This window comes from Nonomuraea sp. B12E4 (genome assembly GCF_039871825.1).
In the GTDB taxonomy this organism is placed as follows: Bacteria; Actinomycetota; Actinomycetes; order Streptosporangiales; family Streptosporangiaceae; genus Nonomuraea.
The window spans coordinates 474,682-492,455 of sequence record NZ_JBDPME010000003.1 but is presented as its reverse complement, the minus strand read 5'-3'; the positions used below and the strand labels follow the sequence as shown (position 1 = coordinate 492,455).

Genomic DNA, 17,774 nt, shown 5'->3' with positions numbered 1-17,774 from the left:
GGTCCGCGCGGGTCACAGCCCCGACACACTCAGCGCGTTCAGGCATTCACATACCGTGGCACCCATCGGCGAGCTCCCGCAGGAGAATCTATGAGACCAGACCGCGATCTAGCGGAGTAGTACTAGGACCGGCACGGGCAAGGACATGTCATGCTCCGGCCATCGTGGCTTTCCCGGCAGGGTGCGGTGTCATCCCGTTAGGGTCGGTCCGTGCCCCTTCACGCCGCCGACCTCGCCCGTCTCCTCCGCAACAGGCCCGAGCTGGCCGTCGCCGACTCCCCCGACCTGCTCGAACGCCTGCTGCAACAACCCGAGCCGGCCGTTCCCGCTCTGCTCGGCCTCGACGCCGACTGCCACCTCGTCAGCCAGGCGCTGCAGACCCTGGGCGGCAAGGCGGACCGCACCGAGCTCGCCGAGCTGCTCCACGACCCCGGCGGCCGGCTCGACGAGACGATCGGCACCCTGGCCGCCTGGGGCCTGGTGAGCCTGGAGGGCGACACGGTCGTGTCGCCACACCAGCCGGGCCTGTGGGCACACCCGTTCGGGCTGGGCAGGCCCCTGCTCGACTTCGCCCAGCGGCTGACCGCCGAGGCGCTGAAGTCGATGGTCAGATCGCTGGGTGGCCAGCCGAAGGCTCGCAAGCAGGACCTGCTCGTGCAGGTCTCGACGCTCCTGCGCGACGGCGAGGCCGTCCGGCGAAGGGCGGCCGGGCTGCCGCGGCAGGCACGCGCGCTGCTGGAGTCGATGGCGGCCGGCCAGCCGGTCGTCCAGCCGGAGATCTGGTACGGCTCCGGAGCCGCGGGCCAGCCGATCGAGCGGCTGGCCCAGGCCGGGTTCGTGGTCCGCGACGGGTGGGAGTACGAGATGCCCCGGGAGGTCGCCCTGGCCCTGCGCGGCGACGGCTGGAAACCGGAGCTGACCGGTCAGCCCGACGTGCCCTCCTTCGCCCGCCCGGTGGCCGACGGCGTGGCGGCGGCGCTCGCGGCCGTCGACCGGATCGAGGCGCTGGTCGAGCTGGCCGGCACCGAGCCCATCACCGAGCTGAAGGCGGGCGGGGTCGGCACGCGCGAGCTCAGGCGGGTGGCCAAGGCGCTCGACGTGCCCGAGCAGTCCGCCGTCCTCTGGCTGGACCTCGCGTTCGGCACCGACCTGATCGCCTCCGAGCTGGGCGAACGGCTCGTCAGCACCACCGTGGCCGACGACTGGCTGGCCGGGCCGCCGTCGGCCCGGTGGCAGGCGCTGGCGGAGTGCTGGACCGCCCTTCCGCAGGCGGCCTCGTTCCGGGTGCCGGGCTGCTGCGCGGAGCACATGACACCGACGGCGCCGCCGTACCAGTTCGACTGCGGGGCGGGCGACCTCCGGCGGGCCACCCTGCGGGTGCTCCGGACGCTGCCCGCCGGGCACGCGGCGACGCCCGACGGGCTGCTGCCGGCCGTCGGCTGGCGGAGCCGGGCATCGCAGGCGTACCCGCCGGTCACCGCCGAGTTCGTCACCGCCGCACTGCGCGAGGGCGAGCTGCTCGGGACGGTCCAGGACGGCGCGCTGACCACACTCGGCCGGGCCCTGCTCGACGGCGGCGAGGTGGGCGAGTTGTTCCCCGCACCGTCGCGGACGGTGACCCTGCAGCACGATCTGACCGCGATCGTGACCGGGACACCCGCCCCCGAGCTGACCGCGTTCCTGAACGGCTGCGCCGACCTGGAGTCCCGTGACCGGGCCAGCGTGTGGCGGCTGTCGGACAAGAGCGTGCGCAGGGCGCTGGACGCGGGTGAGACGCCCGAGAGCCTGCTGGCCGACCTGGAGCGCTTTTCCGCCAAGGCCGTGCCCCAGCCGCTGCGTTACCTCGTCACGGACGTCGCCCGCAGGCACGGCGCCATCCGCGTCACCGCCACGGCGTCCGTGGTGACCTCGGAGGACCCCGCGCTGATCAGTGAGCTGTGCGGGGCGAAGGCGCTGCGCAAGCTCGCCCTGCGCCCGGTCGCGCCCACGGTCGCGCTCAGCGCTCTGCCGCCCGAGGAGACCCTGCGCCTGCTGCGGCAGGCGGGCCACGCGCCCGTGGCCGTGGCCGCCGACGGCACGGTCAGGGCGGAGCGCCCCCAGCGGCGCCGCCTGGCCCTCCAGCCCGAGCCCGACGGGCCGATCGACGCCGAGGCGGCGGCCCGGGCGATCCTCGGCGGCGCCGAGGCGACCGCACCCGGTTCGGTCGGCGAGACGCTCCGGCTGGCCGCGATGACGGGCGGCCCGGTGGTCATCGTCTGGCAGCGGCGCGATCACTACATGGACGACCTGCGGATCGCCGGCGGCTCGGTGACCGGCTACTGCCATGACTGCGACGGCAGCCACACCTTCCCGCGGGCGAGGATCAAGAGGGCCGAGCTCCTCTAGAGGGCTCCCTCAGGACGAGCGGGGGCGCCAGTCGCCGCGGTCGAGGTCGAGGTTCTCCGGGGTGTGCAGCCTGACCATGGTCCTGGCCACCCCGGCGGGCACCTGGTCCGGGGTCAGGAACGACACCGAGACCATCACCGCGAACGCGATCGGCACCGTCCACGCGGCCGGCTGCGCCAGCAACGCCCCGGTGAGCCCGTCGTACGGGCCGCCGGTGATGGTGGCGAGCACGGCGGCGCACGCCAGCCCGCCACCCACGAACAGCCCGGCCAGCGCCCCCGCCGTGGACAGTCGCCGCCACCAGATGCCCAGCACGAGCAGCGGGCAGAACGAGGAGGCCGCCACCGCGAACGCCAGCCCCACCACGTCCGCCACCGGCAGTTCCCGCGCCCACAACGCCAGAGCCAGCGGCACCACCACCGCCATCACCGTGGCGATCCGGAACGAGCGCACCCCGCCCTTGAGCAGGTCCTGCGCGATCACCCCGGCCACCGACACGCACAGCCCGGAGGAGGTGGACAGGAACGCCGCGAACGCCCCGGCCGTGACCAGCGCCGTCAGCAGGTCGCCAAGGGTGCCGCCGATCATCCGGGTGGGCAACATCAGCACGACGGTGTCCGTGCGGACCAGGTCGGGCGCGTACAGCCGGCCGAGCCACCCGTACAGGGCGGGCAACAGGTAGAACGCGCCGAGCAGCGACAGCACCACGAGCGTGGTGCGGCGCGCGGCCCGGCCGTCCGGATTGGTGTAGAACCGCACGAGCACGTGCGGCAGCCCCATCGTGCCCAGGAACGTGGCCAGGATCAGCGAGTACGTCGAGTACAGCCCGTACTCCTTGCCGCCCGCCAGCGGCACCTGCCAGGTGGCCGCGTCCTGCGCGCTGAGCCCGGGCGCGCCGTCGGCCTGCCAGGCCATCAGCAGGAACACCAGCGGCACGGCCAGCGCGGTCAGCTTCAGCCAGTACTGGAACGCCTGCACGAACGTGATCGACCGCATGCCGCCGGACAGCACGTTCACCGCCACGACCGCGGCCACCAGCAGCCCGCCCACCCACACGGGCGCGCCGGTGATCGTCCGCAGCACCAGGCCCGCGCTCTGGAACTGCGGCATCAGGTAGAGCCAGCCGATCAGCACGACGAGCACGCTCGCGGTGCGGCGCACGCTCATCGACTCCAGCCTGGCCTCGGCGAAGTCCGGCAGCGTGTAGGCCCCCGAGCGGCGCAGCGGCGCCGACACCAGCACCAGCAGCACCAGGTAGCCGCCCGTCCAGCCGACCGGCAGCCAGAGCATGTCCACGCCGAAGGACAGGATGAGCCCGGCGACGCCGAGGAACGAGGCCGCCGACAGGTACTCGCCGCCGATGGCCGAGGCGTTCCACAGCGGGCTGACGGTGCGCGAGGCGACGTAGAAGTCGGAGGTCGTGCGGGAGACCCTGATCCCGAAGGCCCCGATGAGCACGGCCGCCACCACCACGACCACGACCGCGGTAAGGCTCATCGCCGTTCGACCAGTTCGGCGAAGTGCCGCTCGTTGCGCTCGGCGTGGCGCACGTAGAACCAGGCGCCGACGATGAAGGCGGGGTAGATGAGCCCGGCGAGCACCGCCCACGGCAGCGGTACGCCGAGCAGGTGCGCCGAGCGCATCTCGGGGATCAGCACGAACAGCAGCGGGAACCCGCCGACCACGCAGGCAAGGACCGTGCACACGAACAGCGCCAGCCGGAACTGGGTACGCAGCAGCGAGCGCATGTAGACCTCGCCGAGCCGGGTCTGCTCGTCGATCTCCCGGGTGGCGGGGTAACGCGGGCGCCGGGCCGCGGCCGTGCGCGGGCTGGTCACGGCCACCCGGCGCGGCGCCTCCCGTGACACCCGCCGCTCGGGGCTCATGAGGTGCCCCGTCCGGTCGTACGTCCCGGCCGCGTGCTCATTCCGGCCTGCCCTTCCTGGCCCGGCGCACCAGCAGGTCCCGCAGCTCGCGCGTGTGGCGGCGGCTGACCGGCAGTTCGGTGTCGCCCACCCGTACGGTGCACTTGCCCGAGTCGATGTGCAACTCCTCGATGTGCTTGACCGCGACCAGATGGCTGCGGTGCACCCGGACGAACCCGGCCGTGGCCCACCGATCCTCCAGGGTGGCCAGCGGGATCCGTACCAGGTGGCTGCCGGCCGCCGTGTGCAGCCGCGCGTAGTCCCCGTGCGCCTCCACGTAGATCACGTCCGCGCTGGACACGAACCGCGTCACCCCGCCCAGTTCGACCGGGATCGTGTCGGTCTCGCCGGCCTCCACGGACACGTCGGCCGAGACCGCGACCCGCCTGATGGCCTCCGCCAGCCGCTCCGGCCGGACGGGTTTGAGCAGGTAGTCCTCGGCCTTGATCTCGAACGCGTCCACCGCGTGCTCCTCGTAGGCGGTCACGAACACCACCCGCGGCGGGTTCGCGAACTGCGACAGCAACCGCCCGAGCACCACGCCGTCGAGCCCGCGCATGCGGATGTCGAGGAAGACGGCGTCGATGGGCCGTCCGTCGGCGATGGCCCGGTCCAGCAGGCGCAGCGCGGCGGCGCCGTCCCGGGCGGTGGCCACCTCGCCGATGCGGGGGTCGGCGCGTAGCAGGTACGACAGGTCTTCGAGGGCGGGTTGCTCGTCATCGACCGCGAGGACCCGTAACAGTGCCATAGACAGTGATAAAACCGACAACAAAGATCAAGGTCAACGGGCAGAGACGCCTGGGTGATATTTCGGCAACCTGACGTTGACCTTGGTGCCCGCACCGGGGGCGGTTTCGACCACAAGACCGTATTCGTCCCCGTACACCTGGCGCAACCGCTCGTCCACGTTGGCCAGCCCGACGCCGCCCGCGGACGGGATGTCGCCGGCGAGGATGCGGCGCAGCCGCTCGGGGTCCATGCCGAGCCCGTCGTCCTCGACGCTGATGCGGCACTCGGCCCCGGCGTCGTCCTCGGCGACGATCGTGATGCGGCCGACGCCGTTCCGGCTCTCCAGGCCGTGCCGGACGGCGTTCTCGACCAGCGGCTGCAGGCACAGGAACGGCACCGCGACGGGCAGCACCTCGGGCGCGATGCGCAGGGTGACCTGGAGCTGGTCGCCGAACCTGGCCCGTTCCAGGATCAGGTAGCGGTCGATCGAGCGCAGCTCCTCGGCGAGGGTGGTGAACTCGCCGTGCCGGCGGAAGGAGTAGCGGGTGAAGTCGGCGAACTCCAGCAGCAGCTCCCTGGCCCGCTCCGGGTCGGTGCGGACGAAGGAGGCGATGGTGGTGAGGGAGTTGTAGATGAAGTGCGGCGAGATCTGCGCCCGCAGCGCCCGCACCTCGGCCTCCATCAGCAGCGTGCGCGAGCGGTCCAGCTCGGCCAGTTCAAGCTGGGCGTCCACCCAGCCGGCCACCTCCTGCGCGGCCCTGACCAGCCCGGCGGAGGCGTTCTGGCCATAGGCGGCCAGCGTGCCCACCACCCGGTCGTCGGTGGTGAGCGGCACCACCACGGCATGCCTGATCGGGCATTCGAGCAGGTGGCAGTCGATGGTCAGGACCTGGATGCGGCCCTCCCGCATGGTGGGCACCGCGTGCTCGAACGCCTGGTCGGCGTGGTGGTCGCCGGCGCCGTCGTAGACCAGCAGCCGCTCGCCGTCGGTGATCGCCAAGGCCGCGGCGCCGAGCAGCGCGCGCAGGTGCCGCGAAGCCCGCTCGGCGCCGTCGGCGGTCAGCCCGGCCCGCAGCGGCGGCCCGGCCAGCGAGGCGGTGTGCAGGGTCTCGAACGTGGCCCGCTCGGCCGGGCTCGTGCCCAGCTCACGCCGCCCCCGCATGACCCGCCACAAGACGATCGCCGGCACACCGACCAGCACGACCACCACGGCGGCCCCGACGAGGTATCCCACGCGGCCAGAGCCTAGCCCACCGCGGCCTCACAGGGCCTTGGCGATCATCTCCGCGTAGGACCGGGCCTCCTCGGCGGAGTCGTACGTCGTGCGCGGCCAGAAGAACCCGCGCAGCCCGTCTTTCCTGTGCCGGGGCACGACGTGCACGTGCAGGTGCGGCACGCTCTGGCTGATCCGGTTGTTGACGGCCACGAACGTCCCGCCGGCCTGCAGCCCCTCCTCCACCGCCCGGGCCATCGCCTGCACCCGCTCGAAGAACGGGCCGACGTCGGCGAGATCGGCCAGCGTCTCGGCGTGCACCCTGGGCACGACCAGCACGTGCCCCTTGAAGACCGGCCGGACGTCGAGGAAGGAGACGGCGACCTCGTCGGACCGCACGATGTCGGCGGGCCGCTCGCCCGCGATGATCTCGCAGAACAGGTCAGTGCTCACCGGCCGACCTTACCCGCGAAGGCCGTCCAGCTCGTCATGTTGGGCGCCGACCACTCGGCGGGGGCGTGCAGGAACCGCTCGCCCACCCGCTCCCGCAGCCTCTCGGGCACCTCTCCCACCTTGGCGCCCCGGCAGTGGTAGACCAGCCCGCCCGCGCGCCGCCCCATGGCCATCCACGGCAACCACGGCGACACCCGGCACCACGAGAACACGGCCGGCACGTCCGGCACGCCCGACTCCAGGTCGGCGGCCGAGACGAAGAACTGGAACAGCTCCATCGCCCGGTAGGTGTCGCTCGCCGAGTTCTCCGGGTAGTCGGCCACCTTCAGTGGCGAGGGGTAGGCCAGCCGGATGTCGACGTTGAAGACCACCTGGCCGCCGAGCCGGGTCGTGGGCACGAGGTGGCCGCCGAGCCGCTGGTTGACCGGGTCGTTGAAGACGTGCTGCACCTCGACCGTCCGCCCGGTGAGCGGGTTGTCCCAGGTGTCGAGCACCCGCCTGGAGACGGGGTCGAGATAGAGGGCCGCCTCCCTGGTCAGCAACTGCCAGCCGCCGTCGGACTCGACGGCCCTGGCCACGTTGAGCCCCTCGAACCCGAACAGGTGGTGTGGCCCGTCGTCGTCCTGCCAGCCGTAGACGTCGCCGGTCCAGTAGGAGATCGTCTCCGTGCCGTCCGCCGATGCGCGCACCCGGATGAAGTCCATGATCCGCAGCTTACCGTCACCGCGCCGGACTCACCGTGACGGCGAAGATCGCCTCACCCGACCGGCGTCTGGCCTCCTCGTCCGCTGGGACCTTGTCCGGCCCGCAGCGCGGGCAGTTACGCAGCCGGATCTCCGTGCTGCCCGGCAGCTTGGCATGGAACACGAAGTAGGCCGTACGACCCCCGCCCGCGGCATCTCCGCCCTCGCGCTCCGCGCTGATGAACGAGGCGATCTTGGCGTCCGGCAGGGCGAGCAGGTCCCACTTGTCGCCCGCCGACGGGTTCTCGGGGACGGCAAGGGAGAACCGCTGCCCGGACCGGAGCCGGACCTGCACGGTCGCGCCCTTGGCGCCCTTGACCACGGTGCCGAAGTCACTCACCGCCGCCCCGCCCGCGCACCCCGACAGCAGCAGGGCGAGCAGGGGCACGACGGCTGTTCGACGCATCATCCTCGCAGGCTATCGGGCCTACCGCCCGCCCCCGGCCCACGGCACACGCGCGAGCCTCCCACCCCGGCCACGGCACGCGTGTAACCCTCCACCCGGCCCACCGCCACGTGCGTACCCCCGCACCGGCGCATGGTCCGGCGTGGCCCGGCGGCTCCAGGGCCGTCACTTGGTCTTGTGGCGGCGCCCCATCAGGCGGCGCGCCACGAAGGCCACCACGGCACCCGCGATCGCCACCAGCAGCATCGACCGCTTCTTCGCCCGGGAAGCGTCCTTGAGCTGGTGGGAGGCGCCTTCGCGCACCTTGCCCCCGATCTCCGACGCCTTGCCCTTGACCGTCCCGGCCGCATGGCCGGCCCTGCCCCTGGCGGACTCGACCGCGTGACTCGCCTTGCCCTTCGCCGCCTCCGCGGCGTGGGACGCCCGGTCCCTGGCCGCCTCGGCCGCATGGCTCGCCCGATCCCTGGCCGCCTCGGCGGCGTGGCTCGCCCTGGCCTTGACATCGGTCTTGGCGGCCAGCGCGCTGATGGTCTCGCCCAGCTCTCTCCTGGTTTCCTTGATGTCCTTACGCACGTCGTCCTCTTCCTCGTCCTCCTCCCGGCTCCCGCTCGCTCCCGCCACCGTCTCCTTCTCGGACCGCGAACTCTCCGCGGCCTCGGCGCGTTCATCCGGAACGGGGGCCTCGGGAAGGAACGTCTCGTGTCCCCGCCGGGCGTCCTCCGCCCGCCGGGCGTTCTCCGCCGCCCCTGGTCTTGTCGGGGGAACGTTGATGGACTCGCGCTCCGTGGGCGTGCCCACGGTCGCTCTGCGGGCGCCGACATCTCCGGCCTGCTGTTCGCTGCGACCGGGATCCGTCTCGCTCATCGCCGTGACCTCTCCTTGACCATGTCGATATCGGCCTTGACACTGGCGATGGTCTCTTCGGGAACCGGCGTACCCATCTGCTTGACCTGCTTCTTACCGATCAGGCCGAGCAGCGCGGCACTGACGAACAGGGTCACCGCCACGACGACGGCGGCCGCCCAATCGGGCATGACCCGGGCCAGCAGCATGATCGCGGCGGCCACGAGCGCGGCCCCGCCGAAGAACGCGGCGCTCCCCGCGGCGCCGAACAGCCCAGCGCCGAACCGCGCGTGCTTGCCCTTTTCCGCAAGCTCCATTCTGGCCAGCCGGAACTCGTCCCTGACGAGTCTGGAAACCTGCTCGGAGAGGTCGTTGACCAGCCTGTGAGTGTCGTTCACGACCATCGCCTCCTCCGCTGAGGAAGGCGACTACCCACACAAAAGGGCTTCTATCACCCGTTATCTCCGCTTTGCAGCCCTGACCAGGAACCCCAGCACGGACAGCACCGGATCCTTCTGGACCTCACACCAGTTGTCCGGCTGCTTCGGCTTGCTCCACGGCGATGGCAGCTCGCACGAGGGAGCCTGTGGCTTGGGCCGCTCGCACCACGATCCGGGAGAATTCATACTTTCATCGTACAACTTCAGGTTTGGCTTATATAAGTTTCCTCATGAGCGACATGTCCGAGTGGCTCACCCTGAACCACCGCGAGATAGGCGGCCGCGACGGCGCCGTCCGCCCGTCCCGGAGTGGACCGGCTGACAGCCGGCTGCGGCCCGTCCGCCCGTCCCCGGGGGCCGGTCCGGACCACCGGCTCCCCGGGCGGCCGGGCAGGACCCCGGCGGTGCGCCCGATCTCCGGCCCGTACGGGGTAGCCTGCCGGAGTGCTGGTACATGGGGTCTGGACGCCGAAGGGGCTCGCATTCTGGGCGGAAACCACCGACGCCGGCCCTCTGGCACCGGCCGCCCGACACCAGCCCGCCTCGGCGCGGCCGCACCCCGGCGCCGCGCCGGCGCGGGCCGTCGCCGCCGAGCTCGGCCTCGATGACCCGCCGTCCCACACGCTGGAGCTGCTGCTGCCCGGGTCGGCGAAGGAGCCGCTGCCCTCGCCGGAGACCGGCCGGCTGCCGGAGGTGACCCGGCCACGGCTGCGCCTCTGGCAGGTGCCCGCCGTCGTGCCGCCGGCCGCCCAGGCGCTCCAGGTGCTGTCCGAGCGCAAGGGCACCGCGACCCTGCGCCACTGGGCCGCCGTCGCCGGCTTCGCCCACGACCTGGTGCGGCGGGGCCGCGTCGTCCCCCAGCTCGTCCACCTCCCGGGCCCCGACCCGTCCGGAACACCGGACCCGTCGGAGGCGCGCAATCTGTCCGCGACGCCGGACCCGTCGAAGGCATCCGACGCGTCGGGCCGCGCGGCGGCGCCCGTGGACGCCGAGGACGCCGATGGCATGGCCATGTGGGCGGTTCCGCGAGCCGGTGCCCTCGCCCGGTGGCGGCCCGTGCTGACGGGGGCCGACGCCGGGTACTTCCGGGAGCTGGCGCTGGCCATGCCGCCCGCCTGCCGCACCGCGGCCACCGAGCGCCCCGCCACGGACGTCCTGCGCGAGGCCTTCGACGCCTTCACCGACGCGATCGTCCGGCGGGCGCTCACGGAGCCCCTCGTCACCGCCCCCAGGTCCCTCCAGGAGCGCTGGCTGGCCGCCCTCACCGGCCCCGACCCGGCCTGCCCCGACGTCCCCGAGCTGCGTCAGGAGCTGGCCCGGTGGCATGACTCGGTCGCCTCGGCCGAGGGCGCGACCCGGGTGTGCTTCCGCCTCCAGGAGCCCGCCGACACCGACGACTGGCGAGTGGAGCTGGCGTTGCAGGCCGCCGACGACCCCAGTCTCTACGTCCCCGCCGAGCAGGTGTGGCACGGCGAGCAGGGCCTGCCGGGCAGGCCGGAGCGGGAGCTGCTGACCGGGCTGGGCCGCGCCGTCAGGCTCTATCCCGAGCTGGACCGGGTGCTGCGCGTCCCGCAGCCGAGCGAGCTGTGGCTCGACACCCCGGGCGCGTTCGGTTTCCTGCGCCAGGCGGCGCCGCTGCTGCAGGCGGCCGGGTTCGGGGTGCAGTTGCCGCGCTGGGCCGGCCGTACGCGGCTGGGGTTGAAGCTCACCACCAGGACCAAGGCGCAGACCGCGGCCGTCTCCCAGGGGTTCGGGCTGCGGGAGCTGGTCGACTTCCGGATCGACCTGACCGTGGGCGAGGAGCCGATCAGCGAGGAGGAGCTGGCCGAGCTGGCCCGGCTCAAGGTGCCGCTGGTCAGGGTACGCGGCCAGTGGGTGGAGCTGGACGACAGGCAGCTCAAGGCGGCGCTCCGGGCTGTGGAGGGCAGCCGCACCGGCGAGAGCACGGCCGCCGACATCCTGCACGGGGTCGTCGGCGCCGACCACTGGGGAGACGGCGAGCTGCCGCTGCTGGAGGTGGACGCCGACGGCGTGCTCGGCGACCTGCTGTCCGGGCAGGCCGAACGGCGGCTCACCCCGCTGGCCACCCCGGCGGGCCTGGACGCCACGCTCAGGCCCTACCAGGAGCGCGGGCTGGCGTGGCTGAGCTTCCTGTCCGAGCTGGGCCTCGGCGGGGTGCTGGCCGACGACATGGGGCTGGGCAAGACGATCACCACGCTGGCGCTGCTCGTGCACGAGCGGGCGAGCACGCCGACGCTGCTGGTCTGCCCGATGTCGCTGGTGGGCAACTGGCAGCGGGAGGCGGCCAGGTTCGCGCCGGGGCTGCGGGTCTACGTGCACCACGGCAGCGGGCGCGACGCCGCCAGGATCGGCGAGGCCGACCTGGTCATCACCACGTACGGCACCGCGCAGCGCGACCTGGAGGCCCTCAAGGCGCACGAGTGGCGCCGGGTGGTCTGCGACGAGGCCCAGGCGATCAAGAACAGCACGACGTTGCAGGCCCGGGCCGTGCGGTCGATCCCCACCGGCACCCGGCTGGCCCTGACCGGCACGCCGGTGGAGAACCACCTGGCCGAGCTCTGGTCGATCATGGAGTTCGCCAACCCGGGGCTGCTGGGGCCGCGCTCGCGGTTCAGGAGCAGGTTCCAGGAGCCCATCGAGGCGCGCCAGGACGAGCAGGCCGCGCGGGCTCTCAAGCGGGCGACGGGCCCGTTCATCCTGCGCCGCCTCAAGACCGACAAATCCATCATCTCCGACCTGCCGGAGAAGCTGGAGGTCAAGGAGTGGTGCCCGCTCACCGCCGAACAGGTCTCGCTCTACCAGGCGGTGGTGGAGGACATGCTGGCCAGGATCGACGACAGCGAGGGCATCGAGCGGCGCGGCCTGGTGCTGTCCGCGATGGCCCGGCTCAAGCAGGTCTGCAACCACCCGGCCCACCTGCTCAAGGACGGCTCCCGCCTGTCCGGCAGGTCCGGAAAACTCACCCGCTTGGAGCAGTTGTCAGAAGAAATCCTTGCTGAAGGCGAAAAAGCTCTGCTTTTCACGCAATATGCGGAATTCGGGACGATGCTCCAGCCCTACCTGGCCCGGCACCTCGACCGCCCGGTCCTCTGGCTGCACGGCGGCCTGCCGAAGAAGACCCGCGACCGCCTGGTGGACCGGTTCCAGCACGACGAGGAGCCGATGCTGTTCGTCCTGTCGCTCAAGGCGGCGGGCGTGGGCCTCAACCTGACGGCCGCCAACCACGTCATCCACGTGGACCGCTGGTGGAACCCGGCCGTCGAGGACCAGGCCACCGACCGCGCGTTCAGGATCGGGCAGCGCAAGAACGTCCAGGTGCGCAAGCTCATCTGCGCCGGCACGCTGGAGGAGCGCGTGGACCAGATGATCGAGCGCAAGAAGGCGCTGGCCGAGCGGGTGGTGGGCACCGGTGAGGAGTGGCTCACCGACCTGTCCACCGAGGAGCTGCGCGCGGTGTTCGAGCTGACCGCCGAGGGGGTGGGCTGAGGGATGGCGTGGTTCGAGGCGAGCAAGCCGATCAAGGTCGAGGGCGGCCTCAGGGCGCGCACGCAGCGCGGCAGCATCGGCTCCACCTGGTGGTCGCGCCGGTTCATCGACATCCTGGAGCGCGTCTGCGACCGGGGGCGCCTGTCCCGCGGCCGGGCCTACGCCCGCCAGGGCCAGGTCCTGTCGATCGACCTGGCCGCGGGTGAGGTCAGGGCCACCGTCCAGGGGTCGCGGCGCAGCCCGTACCGGATCAAGATCAGGATCGAGGCGTACGACGAGGACCGCTGGGTCACCATCGAGCAGTCGATCGCGGCGCAGGCGGTCTACCGGGCCAAGCTGCTGGCGGGCGAGATGCCGGTGGAGATCGAGGAGCTGTTCGCCGCGCTCGGCATCGACCTGTTCCCGCGCGACCTCGACATGGACTGCTCGTGCCCCGACTGGGGGTTCCCCTGCAAGCACCTGTCGGCCGTGCTCTACCTGCTGGCCGAGTCGTTCGACGACGACCCGTTCCTGGTGCTGGCCTGGCGCGGGCGCACCCGCGAGCAACTGCTGGGCTCCCTGGCCGACGAGCCGGCCGCGGATCCGCTGCGGGTGGTGGACGTCCCGTTCGCCGACCGGCTGGCCGACTTCTACGCCCCCGGCGCCACGGCCCACCGCCCGGAGCGCCGCCCCGCGACCACGGCCCCCGACCTGCTGCTGCGCGTCTTCCCGCCGCCCGCCGACCTGACGCGCGTGCTCACCCCGGCCTACCGCCGTCTCCCGGACGCCTGACGCACGCCCCCGCCGCACTTTCCTGCCCGGTGACGTTCCGCGGACGCTTCCCTACGGTGAGCGCACAAGGGATCGACCGGGAAGGGAAGGCATGGGATTCTCCTGGCGCACGGCGAGCACGGCAGCGGCACTGGTGGCGACGCTGGTGGCGACGCTGGTGGCGGCATGGGGCGGGGGGCTCGCGGGTCCCGCGTGGGCCCGTGCCGACGACTCCCCGTGCGGCGTCCCGTTCGAGCGGGTCATCGACGGTGAGGCCCACACCGTGCAGATCTGCCCCGACTGGTCCCCTGACGGCAGGATCCCCGTGCACGCGACCGTCCGCGACACCCGCGTGGTGGGCCACATCGAGGCGGCCGGTGACGACTGGTACGCGTGCGGCCTGAAGGGCCGCCGCCACGCCCTCGGGAACGGCCGCCTCAACGACTGGTGGGCCAAGACCATGGCCGACAACGGCACCTGGGGCTACGTCAGCCAGGTCTACTTCCGCGGCGGCGGCAACCTGGAGCCCGACCGCGGCCTGCTGCGGTGCGCGGCCAGGAGCTGAGTCAGCGGTCCTCGAAGGAGTCGGGCACCATGACGCGCACCCCGTTCGGGACCACGCGGAGCCTGATCGGGGTGCGCAGCCCCACCTCGCCGTCCACGTCGGCGGCCATCGGCGGGTCCGTCTCCAGCAGCATCTCCCGCCCCACCACGAACGGCCCGCCCGCCAGGCTGCGCCAGCGGCCCGTGGTCGCCCTGAGCAGGGTCTCGCCGAGCAGCCGCAGCTTCTTTCCGGAGCCGAGCTGATAGGCCACCAGCATGCCGTTGTCGATGCTGATGTCCCTGGCCACCTGCCAGCCGCCGTGGAAGCGGCCGTTGGCGATGTTGAGCTGATGGGTGAGCAGCTCGTGGCGCTCCCCCTCGACCGTGATGTACGCGCGGAACGGCGTGTGCCCCGGCAGGATCGTCAGCGCGGTCATCGGATAGGCGGGACGCCCCACGATGCGCTTGAGCCACGGCTTGACCTTGCCCGCCACCTCCACGGACACGCCGAAGCTGGCCAGGTTGGCGAACGGCTGGTCGTCGGCCATGCCGAGGTCGATGTCGGCCACCTTGCCGTCGGCGAACACCCCGATCGCCCCCGCCAGGTCGAGCGGCAGCCCGAGACTGCGGGCGAAGTTGTTGGTGGTGCCCAGCGGCAGCACGCCGAGCGCCACGTCGCGGTGGGCGACGTGGTGCACGGCGGAGGACAGCGTGCCGTCGCCGCCGCCGACGATGAGCAGGTCCGGCCCGGTGGCCAGGGCGGTGTCGAGCAGGTCACGCAACCGCTTGGGGTTGTAGACCGACAGCTCGGCCAGCGGCTCGAACCCGAGGTTGTGAATCTGCTCGATCACCTCGAAGTAGTGGCGGCGGCCACGGCGCGAGCGAGTGTTCACCACCACTGCCACCCGGCGATCCCGGCGGATCGCCTCGGTGTGCTCTTCTTTGGTGCGCAGTTCGCTCATGGTCATCAATCGTAGGGGCCGCCGGGGGGTCCCAGCGGCCCCTCTGTTTCACTTCTTCGGCGGTGTCACGGAGACGATCGCACCGATGTTGCCGGGCAGCGGGCTGACCAGCTTGAACTGCACGCCGAGCGCCTTGCCCTCGTCACCGGGGTTGCCGGTGCCGAGCACCGAGCCGGCGGCCACCTGGCCGTACAGCTCCGGCGCCGGGGTGCCGTCCTGGTGCACCACGCGGGTGCTGTAGGACTGGTCGCCCTTGGCGGGCACGACCACCGAGGCGTCGAAGTCCCGGTAGTAGAGCCCGCCGTCGATCAGCTCGATGCCGGGGAACCAGGTCTTGGCGTCCGTGAAGGCCGAGACGCCCTTCTGCGCGGGGAACTTCGTGCAGTACGCGCTGAACGGCTCGTCCGCCGCCTCGATGCACTCCTTGAACGGGTAGGTCTTGCCGAACCCGAAGGCCGCGTTGGACGTCTGGACGCGCCCCTGCAGGTTCTTGTTCAGCGTCGGGTCCTTCTCGGCCGCGGTCCCGGTGCGGCGCAGCGGCTCGTAGTGAGAGTCCACGAGCAGCAGGTTGCCCTTGGGCCCGAGGCTCGGCGGAGCCGTGATGGTGTCACCGACGTTGTTGGTGGTGTAGGTCGAGTCGCGGAACCACACCAGCAGGCCGGGCGCGTTGTACTTCACCTTCTGCACCTGCCAGGCCCCCTCGCGGAGGTAGTCGGTGTCATAGGTGTAGGCCAGGCCCTTGTCGAAGCCGTCGAAGTTCCGCCACTCCGCCAGGTAGAAGCGGTCGATCTCGCGCTGGCCGTTGTTGCGGGTCCAGCCCTGGCCGCTGGTGTTGGTGAACGTGCCGCCGACGGGCAGCCAGCCGTTGTTGTCACCCTCGACGTCGTCGCTCCACACCGGCGCGCCGCCGTTGGTGAGCTCGAAGTCGTCGGCGTGCCAGCCGCGCGGGGTGAAGGCCGCGTCGGTGTTGTACGTCAGCCGCAGCTTGATCGTCTGCCCGGCGAACGGCGTCAGGTCGGTGTAGTCGTGCCGCCAGCCGTTCGTGTCGCCGGTGAGGCCGTACTTCTTGTTGCCGAAGGTGGCCAGGTTCTTGTTCGGGTCCGGGTAGCCGTCAGGCGTGGTGACCTCGTCGCCGGCCTCGTCGTAGACCTTCTGCTGGGTCCAGGTTTCGCCCCCGTCGGTCGATACCTCGACGAAGCCGAAGTCCCAGTCCTGCTCGATCTCGTAGTTGTTCCACATCCAGAACTTCAGGTCCGTGCCCGCCGGGACGGGCAGGTCACGGGTGAGCGTGACGTTGGCCCATTCCTGGTCGAGGTTGGTCCACCAGGCGTTCGAGCCGCTGTGCGGTTCGATCATCTGCTGCGGCGTGGAGGCCAGGTTCACCCGGATGCCGTCCTGGGTGAGCTTGGGCGTGCGCGAGGACTGGCCGACCGTGACGAGCTGGGAGCGGTCGCCGGGGTCGAGCGTCTTGGGGTTCGCCCAGCCGAGCACCCACTTGTCCCACAGGCCCATGTGCGTCGGCATCGACTGGAAGATCGGGCCGGAGTGGGAGCCGCTGGACATCAGGTCCCAGAAGTCCACGGCCGAGCTGGCCGCGCCGGAGGTGTCGTACAGGTCGGGCAGGCCGAGGTCGTGGCCGTACTCGTGGGCGAAGACGCCGACGCCGGAGTCCTCGGGCTGCACGATGTAGTTGGAGATCTTCTTGTCGCTGCCGGGGATGTGGTAGCCGCCGGCGACCGCGCTGGAGTGCGCCCAGATGGCGTAGGTCCCCTCGGCGCCGCCGTCGCCGGACTTGTCCTTGCCGGCGTGCACGAGCACCAGGTGGTCGACGACGCCGTCGGGCTCGTTGTGGTTGCCGTCACCGTCGACGTCGGAGATGTCCTCGAGGTCGTAGTCGGCCCACGGGAAGTCCGGCCGGCTCTGGGCCAGGGCGTCGACCGCGTCGATGGCCAGCTCCTGGGCGCCGCGCGGGTTGTCGGGGTGGCCGGACATGTCCTGGGGCGCGCCGCCACAGGCCGCGGCGCCGTACCAGGCCTCGGAGTGCGGGACCTTGATCCAGCCCACCGCCGAACCCGTGACGGAGTAGGCGCCCTTGGACATCTCCTCGTACATCCGCTTCATCGTGAAGCCGGAGACGTCGATGCCGGGCTTGCCGTCGCGCGGGTCCCGCAGGTCGGTGCGGACGCGTTCGGTGATGCCCTTGTCGCTGTAGAGCATCTTGTTGAAGTGCTCGGTGCTGAAGTCCTTGACCCAGAAGGAGTTGTTGTCCTTGTGCGGCAGCGTCGCCGGGTCGGGGATGTTGTTGTGCAGGGGACCGTTCAGGAGCGTCCCGGGCGGCTCGACCACGCAGTCGTCGGGCGCGCTGTTGACCGTGCGCAGCCGGTTGAAGCCGGAGAAGTCGTCGTTGGCCTGCTCGTTGAACTCGACGAGGACCGTCAGAAGCTTGGCCTGACGGGTCTGCTTGGAGTTCTTGAAGATCCATTCAGCGGGGTTGCGGCCGGTCTTGATGGCCTGCTGCTCGCGGGCGGCGAGAATACGGCCCGCCGCCGGGTTACCGCTGGTGAACTTCCGGTCGAACTTCTGCGCCGGGGTGAGCTTACGCTGGTTCCGGGCGTCGAGCGCGGGTTCCTTCGGGTCCCGCCCCACCTGGGGCGGAGCGTAGTTGATGTAGTAGTCCGCGGCCGTCGGCCGGTAGCTCGCGACGGACGTCGCCTGGGCGGCGGGCACGGACAGGGCGGCGCCCAGGAGGGCGACCGCAGGGAGAATCGCTAAAAGGCGCTTTGTACGTGGCACCAGGAACCCTCTCTGCCCGGGATTACCGGGCGAATGGCCTAGGGTGTGCAATGCCGGACGCTAGAGGGTAGGTAAACCAATC

15 protein-coding genes are annotated in these 17,774 nt (G+C 71.7%); 4 read left to right on the top strand and 11 right to left on the bottom strand.

Annotation, left to right across the window (positions count from 1 at the left end; genetic code table 11):
- Positions 1-210 precede the first annotated feature (210 nt).
- Entirely contained in the window at positions 211-2,385 is a 2,175-nt protein-coding gene (locus tag ABGB18_RS11005; RefSeq protein ID WP_347695316.1) for a helicase-associated domain-containing protein, read from the top strand.
- 9 nt (positions 2,386-2,394) lie between these two features.
- Here the strand turns inward: ABGB18_RS11005 and ABGB18_RS11000 are convergent, their stop codons facing one another.
- The 9 genes from ABGB18_RS11000 to ABGB18_RS10960 all read right to left on the bottom strand — a co-directional run bounded on the left by ABGB18_RS11000 (position 2,395) and on the right by ABGB18_RS10960 (position 9,101).
- Positions 2,395-3,882, bottom strand: a complete 1,488-nt coding sequence (locus ABGB18_RS11000; protein WP_347695315.1) for a cation acetate symporter — start codon at positions 3,880-3,882, stop codon at positions 2,395-2,397.
- Positions 3,879-4,271: a hypothetical protein gene (locus tag ABGB18_RS10995; protein ID WP_347695314.1), complete on the bottom strand. Its 393-nt coding sequence runs from the start codon at positions 4,269-4,271 to the stop codon at positions 3,879-3,881. Before ABGB18_RS10995 ends, ABGB18_RS11000 begins: the two co-directional genes overlap by 4 nt.
- A gap of 37 nt (positions 4,272-4,308) precedes the next feature.
- Positions 4,309-5,058, bottom strand: coding sequence for a LytTR family DNA-binding domain-containing protein (locus ABGB18_RS10990; RefSeq protein ID WP_347695313.1), 750 nt, complete (start codon positions 5,056-5,058; stop codon positions 4,309-4,311).
- Positions 5,059-5,091: 33 nt separating this feature from the next.
- The gene (locus tag ABGB18_RS10985) at positions 5,092-6,273 is read right to left on the bottom strand and encodes a histidine kinase (RefSeq protein WP_347695312.1); all 1,182 of its coding nucleotides are present in this window, start codon (positions 6,271-6,273) and stop codon (positions 5,092-5,094) included.
- A gap of 27 nt (positions 6,274-6,300) precedes the next feature.
- A complete protein-coding gene (locus ABGB18_RS10980; protein WP_347695311.1) occupies positions 6,301-6,705 on the bottom strand; it encodes an HIT family protein in 405 nt (134 codons plus the stop codon).
- Entirely contained in the window at positions 6,702-7,409 is a 708-nt protein-coding gene (locus tag ABGB18_RS10975) for a DUF1838 family protein (protein WP_347695310.1), read from the bottom strand. The genes ABGB18_RS10980 and ABGB18_RS10975 overlap by 4 nt, the downstream gene beginning before the upstream one ends.
- Before the next feature lie 16 nt (positions 7,410-7,425).
- Positions 7,426-7,857 carry a protease inhibitor I42 family protein gene (locus ABGB18_RS10970; RefSeq protein WP_347695309.1) on the bottom strand — a complete coding sequence of 144 codons (432 nt, stop codon included), beginning with the start codon at positions 7,855-7,857 and terminating at the stop codon, positions 7,426-7,428.
- A gap of 162 nt (positions 7,858-8,019) precedes the next feature.
- Positions 8,020-8,718 carry a DUF3618 domain-containing protein gene (locus ABGB18_RS10965; protein ID WP_347695308.1) on the bottom strand — a complete coding sequence of 233 codons (699 nt, stop codon included), beginning with the start codon at positions 8,716-8,718 and terminating at the stop codon, positions 8,020-8,022.
- Complete coding sequence (locus ABGB18_RS10960; RefSeq protein WP_347695307.1) at positions 8,715-9,101, bottom strand: phage holin family protein; 387 nt, start codon at positions 9,099-9,101, stop codon at positions 8,715-8,717. The genes ABGB18_RS10965 and ABGB18_RS10960 overlap by 4 nt, the downstream gene beginning before the upstream one ends.
- A gap of 480 nt (positions 9,102-9,581) precedes the next feature.
- On the opposite strand from ABGB18_RS10960, the gene ABGB18_RS10955 reads away from it, so the two are divergent.
- From ABGB18_RS10955 to ABGB18_RS10945, 3 genes are all read left to right on the top strand, one after another.
- Complete coding sequence (locus tag ABGB18_RS10955; RefSeq protein ID WP_347695306.1) at positions 9,582-12,644, top strand: SNF2-related protein; 3,063 nt, start codon at positions 9,582-9,584, stop codon at positions 12,642-12,644.
- 3 nt (positions 12,645-12,647) lie between these two features.
- Positions 12,648-13,415, top strand: coding sequence for an SWIM zinc finger family protein (locus ABGB18_RS10950; RefSeq protein ID WP_347695305.1), 768 nt, complete (start codon positions 12,648-12,650; stop codon positions 13,413-13,415).
- A 91-nt stretch (positions 13,416-13,506) separates the two neighbouring features.
- Positions 13,507-13,959, top strand: a complete 453-nt coding sequence (locus tag ABGB18_RS10945; RefSeq protein WP_347695304.1) for a hypothetical protein — start codon at positions 13,507-13,509, stop codon at positions 13,957-13,959.
- A gap of 1 nt (position 13,960) precedes the next feature.
- Here ABGB18_RS10945 and ABGB18_RS10940 read toward each other — a convergent pair whose 3' ends face one another.
- Complete coding sequence (locus tag ABGB18_RS10940) at positions 13,961-14,899, bottom strand: diacylglycerol kinase family protein (protein ID WP_347695303.1); 939 nt, start codon at positions 14,897-14,899, stop codon at positions 13,961-13,963.
- A 48-nt stretch (positions 14,900-14,947) separates the two neighbouring features.
- Complete coding sequence (locus tag ABGB18_RS10935; protein ID WP_347695302.1) at positions 14,948-17,626, bottom strand: immune inhibitor A domain-containing protein; 2,679 nt, start codon at positions 17,624-17,626, stop codon at positions 14,948-14,950.
- Positions 17,627-17,774: the final 148 nt, after the last annotated feature.